Source organism: Parabacteroides sp. KHUB-03 (assembly GCF_056640975.1).
In genome coordinates this window covers 1,149,062-1,162,802 of record NZ_CM153257.1, presented here as the reverse complement: position 1 = coordinate 1,162,802, position 13,741 = coordinate 1,149,062, and the positions used below count along the sequence as shown (strand labels likewise).

The following is a 13,741-nucleotide window of genomic DNA, read 5'->3' as shown; positions in this document are numbered from 1 at the left end:
ACATGGGATTTAATGAATTCATGACGAAGCTGTTCGGCAACAAGTCGCAGCGAGACCTTAAAGAAATCACACCTTACGTAGAGAAGGTTAAGGCCGTATATCCGTCTATCAAAGCACTTTCAAACGACGAATTGCGTGCTAAAACGGAAGAGATAAAACAACGCATCCAGGATTATGTAACCGAAGAACGTGCCAAAGTAGAAGAACTTCGCAAAGGCATTGACGATAAAGAACTGGAAGAACGTGAAGCTATATGGGCGGAAGTAGATAAGATTGAAAAAAGTATCACCGATAAAATGGAGATCGTCCTGGAAGAATCTCTTCCCGAAGTATTCTCTATTATGAAAGATACGGCACGCCGCTTTACCGAAAACGAAGAAATTGAAGTTACTGCAACTCAGTTCGACCGTGATCTGGCTACCAAACACGATTTCGTTCGTATCGAAGGAGACAAAGCGATCTATCAAAACCACTGGAAAGCAGGAGGTAACGAAATCGTTTGGGACATGGTACACTACGATGTACAGTTGTTTGGTGGCGTGGTTCTGCATAAAGGTAAAATTGCCGAAATGGCAACCGGTGAAGGTAAAACATTGGTAGCAACACTTCCTGTATTCCTGAACGCCTTAACCCGCAACGGAGTGCATGTAGTAACCGTGAACGACTATCTGTCAAAACGTGACTCGGAATGGATGGGACCGCTTTACATGTTCCACGGGCTTTCCGTAGATTGTATAGACAAGCATCAACCAAACTCCGACGCGCGCCGTGCCGCTTATAATGCCGATATCACATTCGGTACCAACAACGAATTCGGTTTTGACTACCTGCGCGACAACATGGCTATCAGTCCGAGCGACCTCGTACAACGCAAGCATAACTATGCTATTGTAGATGAGGTAGACTCCGTATTGATTGACGATGCCCGTACGCCGCTGATTATATCAGGTCCTATTCCAAAAGGCGAAGAACAACTGTTTGAACAGTTTCGCCCGAATGTGGAAGTAGTTGTGAATACACAGAAGGAGCTTTGTTCGAAGTTGCTTATCGAGGCAAAGAAAAAGATGGCAAGCAACGATCAGAAGGAAGTGGAAGAAGGAAGCATCCAATTGTATCGTTCCTTCAAAGGCTATCCCCGTAACAAAGCTTTGATCAAATACCTGAGCGAACAAGGTATCAAAGCGCAGATGCTTAAAACCGAAGAATATTTCATGTCTGAGAACATGCGCCATATGCACGAGGCTACAGACGAATTGTACTTCGTGATAGACGAAAAGAATAATAGTATCGAACTTACCGATAAAGGTATCGACCTGCTGACAGGTAAGACCGACGACCCTCACTTCTTCGTATTGCCCGACATCACTTCCGAGCTATCCCAACTTGAGAACTTCAAAGGATCAGACGAAGAGAAACAGGCAAAGAAAGACGAGATACTGGCCAACTATTCTGTAAAAAGCGAACGCGTACATACGATCAACCAATTGCTGAAAGCCTATACCTTGTTTGAGAAGGATGACGAATACGTTGTTATGGACAACAAAGTATTGATCGTAGACGAACAAACAGGACGTATTATGGATGGACGCCGCTATTCGGACGGTTTGCATCAGGCTATCGAAGCAAAGGAAGGCGTAAAGGTGGAAGCTGCCACGCAGACATTCGCAACTATTACGTTGCAGAACTACTTCCGTATGTATCATAAGCTATCCGGTATGACCGGTACGGCCGAAACGGAAGCCGGCGAATTATGGGACATCTACAAACTGGATGTTGTCGTAATACCTACCAACCGCCCTATCGCCCGTAATGACATGAACGACCGTATCTACAAGACCAAGCGCGAAAAATACAACGCCGTGATCGAAGAAATCGTACATTTGACGGAAATAGGACGCCCTGTATTGGTTGGTACTACATCTGTAGAAATTTCCGAGCTGCTGAGCCGTATGCTTACCATGCGTAAGATCAAACACAGCGTACTGAACGCGAAGTTGCACCAGAAGGAAGCCGAGATCGTTGCTACCGCCGGACAGACAGCTGCCGTTACCATTGCCACCAACATGGCTGGTCGTGGTACCGACATCAAACTCTCACCCGAAGTAAAAGCTGCGGGAGGTTTGGCTATCATCGGAACGGAACGCCACGAAAGCCGTCGTGTAGACCGCCAGTTGCGTGGTCGTGCCGGACGTCAGGGTGACCCGGGTTCATCCGTATTCTTCGTATCGTTGGAAGACGACCTAATGCGTCTGTTCGCTTCCGAAAAGATTGCCGGGCTGATGGATAAGTTAGGATTCAAAGAAGGTGAAGTGCTTGAACACAATATGCTGAGCAAGTCGGTAGAACGTGCACAGAAGAAAGTGGAAGAAAACAACTTTGGTATCCGTAAACGTTTGCTGGAATATGATGACGTAATGAACTCACAACGTAACGTAGTTTATACCCGTCGTCGTCACGCATTAATGGGAGAACGTATCGGTCTGGACGTATTGAATACAATCTATGATACGGCTACTGCTATCGTAGAACAGCATGCAGAATTCCAGGATTATGAAGGCTTCAAGCTGGAATTATTCAAGACATTTGCTATGGAGAGCCCATTCACCGAAGAAGAATTCAAGAGTACAAAGCCTGCCCAGTTGACAGAGAAACTGTTTGAAGCCGCATTAGCCCTGTTCAAACGCCGCATGGAACGTATGGCACAGGTTGCCAATCCGGTTATCAAGCAAGTATATGAAAACCAGGGTGCAATGTACGAAAACATCATGATTCCTATTACAGACGGCAAACGCATGTACAACGTTTCATGTAATCTGAAAGAAGCTTACGAAACAGAAAGTAAGGTCATCGCCAAGGCATTCCAGAAATCAATCGTGCTGCATACCATCGACGAATCATGGAAAGAACATCTCCGTGAAATGGACGAACTGCGCCACTCCGTACAGAATGCCAGCTACGAAAACAAAGATCCGTTGTTGATCTACAAACTGGAATCATACAACCTGTTCAAAGGTATGGTAGACGCAATGAACCGTAAAACGGCTGCTGTTTTGATGCGCGGTCAGATACCTGTTCGCGAAGAACCGACCGAAGAAGAAAAGCAGGCTATGATGGCTCGCCAGGCTGCTGCAGAAGCTGCCCGCCAACGCATCGCCGTTCAGCAGGCTACACCCGAACAGCGTCAGGATATGAGCCGATACCGTACGGAAAAAACGGATATCAGTGGCAACAACAACCCTGAAGAACGTGCTCCGCAACAACCCCGCAAGGAACCGGTTCGCGCCGAAAAGCGTGTAGGACGCAACGATCCTTGTCCCTGCGGAAGCGGCAAAAAATACAAAAACTGTCACGGACAGGGTTTATAAAGACAATGTAATTTAAACAAAGGCTATTGCTTTTGTTCCGATAAAAAGAGGAAATTTCCAACAAAGGATTTCCTCTTTTTCTGTTTTTAAACATATATAAAATAGTGGAATCAGGAAATAACACAATGTCAAATATTCTTATTCTGTATATTGCCGGCAAATAAACCTCTAAAACTACCACTATGATCATCGGAGTACCCAAAGAGATTAAGAACAACGAGAATCGCGTGGCTCTTACACCTGCCGGAGCAAAAGAACTAGTAAAAAGAGGCCATACTGTCTATGTACAGCATACGGCGGGAGAAAACAGCGGTTTTCCGGACGCGGCCTACGAGCAGGCGGGAGCGGAAATACTTCCTGCCATCGAAGATGTCTATCCAGGAAGGCGCCCGCTTCCTTGAAAAGCCTCAAGGAGGCAAAGGAGTCTTACTGGGAGGCGTGCCCGGTGTAAAATCCGCCAAGATATTAGTGTTAGGAGGAGGAGTTGTAGGCCAGAATGCCGCCTTGATGGCCGCAGGTCTGGGAGCCGACGTTACGATTGCAGATATTTCATTGCCCCATCTCCGCTATCTGAGTGAAACGATGCCGGCAAATATCAAGACATTATATTCTTCAGCTTATAATTCGGTCTGCCTTATCATCCTGTCTAACTAAGCTATAGCAAATAAAAAGCATATTTATTCTCATTCAACCTTATTTATTATCCCTGCATATTACCATAACCAATCCAGCAAACGCGTATTCGATAATCTCAATTATCTTTATAGAATTTTAAAAAATAGCAAAATATTTTGTTCCTCTATCTGCACTAAGTACCTTAGCCTACGTTAACATTTCAAACTATATTTTATTATCATGAAGAAAATTGTTTTATTATTGGCTCTATGCCTTAGTGCCGGACATATGTTTGCACAAGATGCCGACAAATTCAGAGAAGCAGGTGATGCTGCCTTAAAAGCTAAAGATTATGCAAATGTAGTGACAAACTACAGCAAGTATCTGGAAGCAACCAATTACCAGGATACAGTACGTATTTACAACTGCGGCTTTGCTGCTACCCAGGCAAAGAAACCGGCAGAAGCAGCCAAATTCTTTGACATGGCCATTAAATACAAATACAATATTGATGATGCTTATCTGGGAAAAGCGATGGCTTTACGCAACCAAAACAAAGCTGCCGAATTCACAGCTACCGTAGAAGAGGGCATGAAAGCCATACCTGAAAACAATCCCAAGCGTGGCAATCTGGAAAAATTATTGTATGTATATTGCATTAAATCGGGTCAAGCAGCACAAAAAGCCGGTAAATATGACCAGGCAGAAGAACTATTCAAAGATGTATTGACCGTGTCAAACAAAAAATACAAGACAAATGCTCTTTACAGTGCAGGAGTTATGTATTACAACAAAGCAGCAAAAGTCCTGCAGGAAGTAACTCCCCTAGCAACCTCGGAGCCGGATAAATATAAGACAGCCAAAGCAGCAGCCGATGCAGATATGGCAAAAGCCAAAGATTTTATCCAGCAAGCTCTGGCCATTACTCCCGGCGATGCAAACTCTAAGAAAATACTAGATGCTATCAATGCAACTAAATAAATAAACAGACTATATCTCTTTTTTAAAACAAACAAGCCTGCTGGTGATGATAAACCAGCAGGCTTGTTTGTTTTAAATTAAATATATAATTCTACTTTATAAAGAACCGGAATATATCATTTCCGTTTGCATAGAGCAGCAAAGCAAACAAAATAGCCATACCTGTCATCTGTGCATATTCCAAGAATTTATCACTTGGCTTACGACGTGCGATTACCTCATAAAGAAGGAACATCACATGTCCTCCATCCAAAGCCGGAATAGGCAGGATATTCATAAATGCCAGAATAATTGAAAGAAATGCAGTACGTTCCCAGAACAAACGCCAGTTCCATTCGGAAGGAAACAGTCCACCTATTGTACCGAATCCGCCCAGGTTAGAAGCACCTTCTTTTGTAAAGACATACTTCATATCGCTTATATACCCTTTCAGCGTATTAACCCCCAACATAATACCGGCAGGGAATGACTCGAAGAAACCATATTTACGTGTTACCGTCTGATAAAGATCTTGCGGAAGCATAATGAATACGCCTAATTTGCCTGCCGAATCCGTTGTTAGCGTAAGATTTTGGAGTTGACCGTTACGGAAAAAGCCCAGTTCTATCTCCTTATTTTTATTCTGAGCCAATATTTTAGATGCATCATCAAAAGTAGGGACAGACGTTCCATTAATAGAAACGATGCTATCTTTTGGCTGCAGGCCTGCAATTGCGGCAGGAGTATTTCCAGATTCCACTTCACGTACAATCATAGGTATACGGAATGGATCTGCAAACCCCTTTTTATCATGCATAACACGCTGCATCATATCTTCCGGCATAGCAATAACAGTTTCCACGCCATCACGCAAAACAGTTACATTTTTTGCATTTACCACCGCACGGAAAGCCGCTTCGTTATATCGTTCCAGATCAACATCATCGGCTTTTAATAAAATATCGCCATCACGAAAACCTATCTCCTGGAAAGTTTCGCTGTAGTTCATACCCATTTTCATGTTCTTTAATGGCAAGTAGGTATCTCCCCATGTGAAAAGAACCATCGAGTAGATGAACAACGCTAACAAAAAGTTGAATAGCACCCCGGCTACCATAATCATCAATCTCTGTCCGGCTGATTTGGAACGGAACTCATACGGTTTTGCCGGCTGAGCCATCGCCTCTTTATCCATACTTTCATCAATCATACCGGATATTTTACAATACCCTCCCAACGGCAACCAGCCGATACCATATTCCGTATCACTGTTCTTTGGCTTAAATTTGAAGAGTGAGAACCACGGATCAAAGAACAAGTAGAACTTTTCCACACGTACCTTGAATATCCGGGCAAAAATAAAATGCCCGAACTCGTGTACCAACACTAAAATCGACAAGCTCAGAATCAGTTGCAACGCCTTAATCAAAAATGTTTCCATCTATTATCTGTTCTGTTATTAAATTGTTCTTGTTATTTTATCATAGAAGCCGTAAGACGCCGGGCTTCTTCATCTGTTGCCACATAATCTTCATAAGAAGGTGCTGCAACGAAAGTAGCCCGTTCCATTGTCTTTTCAATTATATCACTCATCTGAAGAAAACCTATTTCATCCCGCAAAAAAGAAGCAACAACCACTTCGTTTGCCGCATTCAATATACAAGGCATATTTCCACCTTTTCCGACAGCCTCAAAAGCAAACGCCAGATTACGAAAACGCTTCATATCCGGTTCTTCAAATGTAAGTGTCGAATATTGGCTGAAATCCAGACGCGGAGCCATACTTTTCATGCGCTTCGGAAAAGAAAATGCATAAGCAATAGGCAACTTCATATCCGGAGTGCCCAACTGTGCAATAACCGCCCCATCCTCAAACTGTATCATTGAATGAATAACAGACTGCGGATGAACAACAACCTGTATCTGATCCGGCGACACACCAAACAACCATTTCGCTTCAATCATCTCGAAGCCTTTATTCATCATTGAAGCAGAATCGATGGTTATCTTTGCCCCCATTGTCCAGTTAGGATGTTTTAAGGCCTGTACTTTAGTAACATGGGCCAATTCATCCAATGTCTTTGTTCTGAATGGTCCGCCCGATGCTGTCAGAAGTATCTTCTCCAGCGGATTATCATACCCACAAGCTAAACACTGAAAAATGGCTGAATGTTCGGAATCAACCGGCAAGATAGGTACTTTATGCTCGGTAGCCAGACTGTTAATCAATTCGCCGGCAACAACCAGAGTTTCTTTATTAGCCAAAGCAATGGCTTTACCGGCTTTAATAGCGGCAATTGTAGGCTTCAAACCCGAATATCCCACCATAGCTGTAAGAACCATATCTATAGGTTCTGCCTGTACAACTTGTGCTATTGCTTCCGATCCTGCCCATACTTTGATAGGCAAGTCTTCAAGCGCCTCTTTCAGTTCCGGATATTTTTGTTCATTAGCTATTACTACCACTTCAGGCATAAACTTACGTGCCTGATTAATCAATAAGTCCACCTGATTATTAGCAGTCAGGGCATATACCTCAAACAGATCGGCATGCTCGCTCACTACTTCCAAAGCCTGGGTTCCGATAGATCCCGTGGAACCCAATATTGCTAATTGTCTTTTCATGGATAATTAAAATGCTATATATTCTTCAGGATTGACCGGATTCCCTTTATACCATAGCTCAAAATGCAAATGGGGTCCTGTTGATAATTTACCAGTATTCCCCACCAAAGCAATGGCTTCGCCTGCTACGACATGATCTCCGGTTTCCTTTAAAAGAAGTTCATTATGCTTATAAATGGAAAGAAATCCATTCTTATGTTGTACTTGTATTACATTTCCGTAATTGGGATCATACCCGGTAAAAACAACCGTTCCGTCCAATGTGGATAATACACTTTCTTTTGGGGATGATGCAATATCCACCCCAAAATGCCGGATATCCGTCTCATAATGAGAAGAGACAATTCCGTTTGCCGGTTTATAAAAAAAGATTCCGTCCGTAGGAACGGGATTCGGATTAAGCACTGCCAGGTTATATTTTTCTTCTTCCTCAAAATTCTTGACAAACTTTTCCTCTTCTTTACTACGGGGAATATTATAATCGGCATTGGCATGTGCCAGCGAATCAATCTCACGGATAGAATCAATAGGAGCAGTTCCTGTTAGAATACCTACTACATTTCTTAAATACAGGGATTGTATAGCCATCATCCGTTCCAAAGAATCCGCACGCAAAGCATTCTGCATAATTTCTTTACGAACCTCTACATCCAGATAGCCCGGAAGATAATTTCGGATAGGCGTTTTAATGATAATCAGTGCTGTCACACTTACAAGAAAAAATGCAAACACCCCCAATGTCATAAATGCAGAAAGCTGAGACAGCCGGAAAGACCAAACCTCCTCCAACGTACCTTCATTGAAAAAAGAAAGTTTGTATTTGAAACGAATCCGGTGCCAGAATGATTTAGTATTTTTCTTCTTTTGTTTTTTTGATGCCATGTCCTTTTCTTCACTTTACAAATCCAACAAGCCCTCAGGAAGAGAAACAACGATGTGTTTATCCGCATGATTTATGCTTGTTATCAATTCTTCCACAGCCGGGAAAAGAAGTTCTCTCCCTTTATAGTCCACTTTGAAAAGTACATTAACCGTACTTTCATCAACATCTGATATCTCCCCCAGTTCTCCCAGATGTTCATCTGCCACGGTATAACCGATAAAACTATCCCACGTCATATTTCCGGTCAGATCGTCATCGCCTATCGCATCCAACGGATAATAAACATCCCTGTTGACAAACTCCCGGGCAGCATCTTCATTGTCGACGCATTCCAACTTCAACAAAACCACATTATCACTTTTATAGCGAAATTCCTCGATAAAGAAAGGAACCAGAATGCCGTCAATATCACAAACAATATAAGGATCGTCTGCATCATCAAAGACATCACTGTTTGTAACCAAGGCCAGTTCTCCCTTAATACCATGCGGTTTAGCAAACTGTCCTATCTTAAAAACCTCTTCTTCCTTTATCATGGCATGTTATCTTTAAAGCCGGGTAATCCGGGCACCTATGTTATTCAATCGTTTATCTATATTCTGATATCCACGGTCTATCTGGTCGATATTATGAATACGACTGGTTCCTTCCGCACTCATGGCAGCAATCAGCAATGCAATACCCGCGCGAATATCTGGAGATACCATTGTTGCAGCACGCAACTTAAAACGGTTTCCCAGCCCGATTACCGTCGCCCGGTGAGGATCGCATAATATAATTTGTGCACCCATATCGATCAGTTTATCTACAAAAAACAAACGGCTCTCAAACATCTTCTGGTGGATAAGCACACTGCCTACCGCCTGCGTTGCCACAACAAGAAAAACACTCAGCAAGTCCGGCGTAAGGCCAGGCCAGGGAGCATCTGCAATTGTCATGATAGAACCATCTATAAATGTATCAATTTCATACGAATCATGTGTAGGAACATAAATATCATCACCCTGCTGTTCAACCTGAATACCTAAACGGCGAAAAGATTCGGGGATAATTCCTAATTTATCATATCCTGTATTTTTTATTGTAATGTCAGACCCTGTCATGGCAGCCATACCAATAAAACTGCCTACTTCAATCATATCGGGCAATATGCGGTGTTCAGTTCCACCTAAAGACTCTACGCCTTCAATAGTCAACAGATTGGATCCAACCCCCGATATACGGGCTCCCATGCGGTTAAGCATAGCCGAAAGCTGCTGAAGATAAGGCTCGCAGGCTGCGTTATAAATAGTGGTCACTCCTTCTGCCAGCACTGCTGCCATAAGGATATTTGCAGTTCCGGTTACAGAAGCTTCGTCCAGAAGCATATAAGCACCCTTCAAACGGCGTGCCTCTATTTCGTACAATTGATGTTCGGCATCATAACTAAAGCAAGCCCCCAATTTCTGAATACCTACAAAATGCGTATCCAAACGACGACGGCCTATTTTATCGCCGCCCGGCTTCGGAATCATAGCCTTGCCAAAACGGGCAACCAGCGGACCAACAATCATAACCGAACCACGAAGAGAGGCGCTTTTACGCAAAAAGTCATCCGTCTTCAAATAATCCAGATCAATATCATCTGCCTGGAAAGTGTAAGTATCTGCACTTGGATGCTCCACTTTCACATTCATATCCCGTAAAAGTTGTATCAGGTTATTTACATCCAATATATCAGGAATGTTATGAATAGTCACCTTTTCCGAGGTAAGCAAGATTGCACAAATCACCTCCAAAGCCTCATTTTTAGCACCTTGGGGAGTAATTTCTCCGGATAGTTTATAACCTCCTTCTATAACAAATGAGCTCATCGACTTTTGCGCGTATAGTTTTTCTTACTATTATTATTAGAATTACGAGCCAGAATATCACGACTCTCTGTTAGTTTATGCACCTCTTCATCCAAAACAATCTCACCACTGGACAACTCATCGAGATCTTTAAAAATCTTACGATCATCAACTGATTCTTTATTCCAGGTAAGGAAAGATTTCTTCATTTGGTTTGCCAGCAATTTTATAAGCTGGTCACGCTCTACTCCATTCTCAAATTCAGTCGCTTTGCGAATCATCAGTTCCAATGTCTTTCCGTAATGACGGTAGCGAATACGTGAATTGCCATACGGAATACGTGGAGGACGTGAATAAAGATTTTCCTTCTTCACGATTTCATACGGATAATCAATATCCAGCTTAAAATCGGCCATAATTGCCAAATGATCCCAAAGAATATGCTTAAAGTCATTTACATCACGTAAGTGCGGGAACATATTTCCCATAATATTTATAATCGTATTAGCGCAACGTTTACGTTCTTCCCTATCCTGAATAGAGACACAGTAGTCCACCATATTTTGGATATTACGTCCATATTCCGGCAACGCCAATCTCTTTTCTTCTGTATTGTATTTCATTCCTTCAATATTGTTTAGTTCGCAAATTTACACATTATAATTGACTTATAAGGAAGAGCGCTAATAAAAAACTTCTTAATAACTCTTTAACTATTTGTTTTTTAAATTAGAAAATATACCTTCGCCGTTCGTTTCATTTACCGAACATTATAGACCACGCACATAATGAAAAAACCGAGTGTAATACTCATGTTGCTCTGTGCAACAGTACTATCTGTACAAGCCCAGAAGTCAATGGATGAGATAGACAGGGAAAGCTTCAATGCACAGTATAAACCTTTTCAAAAAGCAGGTATATCTGTCACCCTCAAGCCTCAGGCAATTGTACACAACCAACCCACAAAAGACCTGATGCTTAACGGCAACTGGCAATTAGCAAAAGGCGGTAATGAAAAAGAAAGGCTGGGAGGAAACTGGCCCGATGCCATCACAGCCTCAGTACCGGGCAGTGTGCATGGAAGCCTATGGAAAGCGGGGATAATACCGGATCCTTACCTCAGGCAAAATGATTCTATTGCCACACGACAAAGCTATGAAGCGGCCTGGTGGTATAAAAAAGAATTTTCCATCACGGATAAACTAAATGCTCCCCGTCTGATATTCGACGGCATTGCAAATAAATGTACGGTCTGGCTGAATGGAGTAAAATTAGGCAATCACGAAGGTATGTTTGGTGGTCCATTCTTTGATGTCAATAAGTTATTAAAAGAAAAAAACACGCTTATCGTCAAACTGGAGCCTATCCCCCGCATATTTGAAGAGAACGACAGTACGCTATCTAACACAAGCTGGAGAAACACCGTCGTATTTAACTGTGTATACGGATGGCATTACTCGCGAATTCCGTCTTTAGGGATATGGCGCCCTGTCTATATAAAGAACCATGCCAGTGTAGAAATAGAGCATCCCTTTATTGCCACCCGTAGCCTGGATGGAGACATGTCACTTCAGCTAACTCTCAGAAGTGCATCAGATAAGCCCAAAGGTACTTTAAAAGTTTCCGTTCTTCCTGACAATTTTGAAGGAGAAGAAACATCCTTTGATTACAAAATAGCTTCGTCCCGAAAAGAAGAAACAGTTTGTTTTGATTTTAAGATCAAGAATCCCCGCCTATGGTGGCCCAACGGAAAAGGAGATCCTAATCTTTATAAATTAAAAATATCTTTCGTACCCGACAATCAGGGGACTGCAGATTATGCTGAGACTTCTTTCGGTATCCGGACAATCAAAATGGCTCCATCCCCCGAGGGCGTATCACCGGACAGATACAACTGGACTTTCGTCATCAACGATAAACCTATGTTTGTAAAAGGTACCGGATGGTGTACCATGGACCAACTTATGGACTTCCCCAGAGAAAAATACGATCACCTGCTTTCTATTGCCAAACAGCAAAATATACAGATGCTTCGAGCCTGGGGCGGCGGTATTCCCGAAACAGACGATTTTTATGACCTGTGCAACAGATACGGAATCATGATAATCCAGGAATGGCCAACAGCTTGGGACAGTCACCTCACCCAACCATACAATGTACTGAAAGAAACTGTCGAACTAAACACTTTACGCATTCGCAACAATCCTTGTCTTGTTATGTACGGCGGAGGGAACGAATCACCGGCACCATTCGGAGAAGCAATAGACATGATTGGAAGAACAAGTATAGAACTTGACGGCACACGGCCTTTCCACCGGGGAGAACCCTGGGGAGGAAGTACACACAATTATTATTGTTGGTGGGAAAGGGCACACCTGAACCATGCCTTGAACATGACATCGCCCTTCTGGGGTGAATTTGGTATTGCCTCTCTACCTCAAAAAGAAAGTGTAATGAAATATCTTTCCGATTCTGAAAAGAACGTATGGCCTCTCGGACAAAAGAGCGATTTTGTCCACCATACCCCTATTTTCGGTATAGCAAGCGATTTACAGAGACTAGCCCAGTATTCCGGCTATCTGATGCCCGATAACACAATAGATCATTTCATTACCGGCTCGCAGCTCGCCCAAGTAGTTGCTGTCCGTCATACATTAGAACGAGCCCGTACACGTTGGCCTGAATCGTCAGGCGCTTTATATTATAAACTAAACGATAATTACCCAGCCGCCTCATGGGCTGCTGTAGACTGGTTCGGAGCGATTAAACCGGTTCATTATTTTGTGCAGAATTCTTTTGCACCTTTGGCTTCTGTTATTCTGTTTAATCAAACAAATATGTCCAGCCAGGCTGTATCCCTCCCTGTATTTCTGTTAGACGACAATCTCGATTTAAAAGGAAAAAGCTGGGAAATAAACATTTCCTGTTATAATCATACACTGGCATTGGTTAAACAAAAGTCATTCCAGGGACAGGATAATCAAAAAGAAGTCAATCAATTAGGATCACTCAACCTGGATACGGATCAAACCCGTTCACCTGCTCTGTTATTCGTTTCCGAAGTCAGGTCAGAAGATAAACTGCTGTTTCGTACCTTTTACTTTATGAATTTTGAAGTACAGAAAGGCAGCCTTTTCAATCTTCCCCGCACAACTCTTGCTACCGAACGTTCAGGTAACCGGATAAAAATAACCAACATTGGTAAACTTCCGGCTGTAGGCGTAAATATCCAATGTCCGGAAAATGAATACCGTTTGATTGTCTCGGAAAACTTCTTCTGGTTAAATCCGGGAGAATCGAAAACGGTAGATGTAAACCTGTCCGAAGAAATAAAAACAGATTGTTGGAATCTGGAAGGTAATCCATTCATTAATTAAAATCGTAAAATGAGAATAAAAAAAGATCCCGATGGTTTTTCAAAACCATCGGGATCTTTTTTATAAATGCCCGGGATGATCCGG

9 protein-coding genes and 1 pseudogene are annotated in these 13,741 nt (G+C 42.7%); 4 read left to right on the top strand and 6 right to left on the bottom strand.

The window, feature by feature from the left end; all coding sequences use genetic code 11:
- The first annotated feature begins 2 nt into the window (after window positions 1–2).
- The 3 genes and pseudogenes from secA to ACYIB7_RS05000 all read left to right on the top strand — a co-directional run bounded on the left by secA (window position 3) and on the right by ACYIB7_RS05000 (window position 4,961).
- The gene (secA, locus tag ACYIB7_RS05010; RefSeq protein WP_103982972.1) at window positions 3–3,365 is read left to right on the top strand and encodes a preprotein translocase subunit SecA; all 3,363 of its coding nucleotides are present in this window, start codon (window positions 3–5) and stop codon (window positions 3,363–3,365) included.
- A 182-nt stretch (window positions 3,366–3,547) separates the two neighbouring features.
- A pseudogene (locus tag ACYIB7_RS05005) lies at window positions 3,548–3,980 on the top strand (alanine dehydrogenase); the annotation flags it as partial.
- Window positions 3,981–4,220: 240 nt separating this feature from the next.
- The gene (locus ACYIB7_RS05000) at window positions 4,221–4,961 is read left to right on the top strand and encodes a tetratricopeptide repeat protein (protein WP_103982973.1); all 741 of its coding nucleotides are present in this window, start codon (window positions 4,221–4,223) and stop codon (window positions 4,959–4,961) included.
- A 91-nt stretch (window positions 4,962–5,052) separates the two neighbouring features.
- Here ACYIB7_RS05000 and rseP read toward each other — a convergent pair whose 3' ends face one another.
- The 6 genes from rseP to ACYIB7_RS04970 are packed head-to-tail and all read right to left on the bottom strand — an operon-like array spanning window position 5,053 to window position 10,903.
- Entirely contained in the window at window positions 5,053–6,381 is a 1,329-nt protein-coding gene (gene rseP / locus ACYIB7_RS04995; RefSeq protein WP_103982974.1) for an RIP metalloprotease RseP, read from the bottom strand.
- Between the two features lie 32 nt (window positions 6,382–6,413).
- Window positions 6,414–7,565 carry a 1-deoxy-D-xylulose-5-phosphate reductoisomerase gene (locus ACYIB7_RS04990; protein ID WP_103982975.1) on the bottom strand — a complete coding sequence of 384 codons (1,152 nt, stop codon included), beginning with the start codon at window positions 7,563–7,565 and terminating at the stop codon, window positions 6,414–6,416.
- 6 nt (window positions 7,566–7,571) lie between these two features.
- Entirely contained in the window at window positions 7,572–8,447 is an 876-nt protein-coding gene (locus tag ACYIB7_RS04985) for a M23 family metallopeptidase (RefSeq protein ID WP_103982976.1), read from the bottom strand.
- A gap of 15 nt (window positions 8,448–8,462) precedes the next feature.
- Complete coding sequence (gene rimM / locus ACYIB7_RS04980) at window positions 8,463–8,984, bottom strand: ribosome maturation factor RimM (protein ID WP_103982977.1); 522 nt, start codon at window positions 8,982–8,984, stop codon at window positions 8,463–8,465.
- Window positions 8,985–8,996: 12 nt separating this feature from the next.
- The gene (gene murA / locus ACYIB7_RS04975; RefSeq protein WP_103982978.1) at window positions 8,997–10,301 is read right to left on the bottom strand and encodes a UDP-N-acetylglucosamine 1-carboxyvinyltransferase; all 1,305 of its coding nucleotides are present in this window, start codon (window positions 10,299–10,301) and stop codon (window positions 8,997–8,999) included.
- Window positions 10,298–10,903, bottom strand: a complete 606-nt coding sequence (locus ACYIB7_RS04970; RefSeq protein WP_103982979.1) for a DUF4290 domain-containing protein — start codon at window positions 10,901–10,903, stop codon at window positions 10,298–10,300. The genes murA and ACYIB7_RS04970 overlap by 4 nt, the downstream gene beginning before the upstream one ends.
- 165 nt (window positions 10,904–11,068) lie before the next feature.
- Between ACYIB7_RS04970 and ACYIB7_RS04965 the strand changes: the two genes are divergently transcribed.
- A complete protein-coding gene (locus ACYIB7_RS04965; RefSeq protein WP_480338276.1) occupies window positions 11,069–13,657 on the top strand; it encodes a glycoside hydrolase family 2 protein in 2,589 nt (862 codons plus the stop codon).
- Window positions 13,658–13,741: the final 84 nt, after the last annotated feature.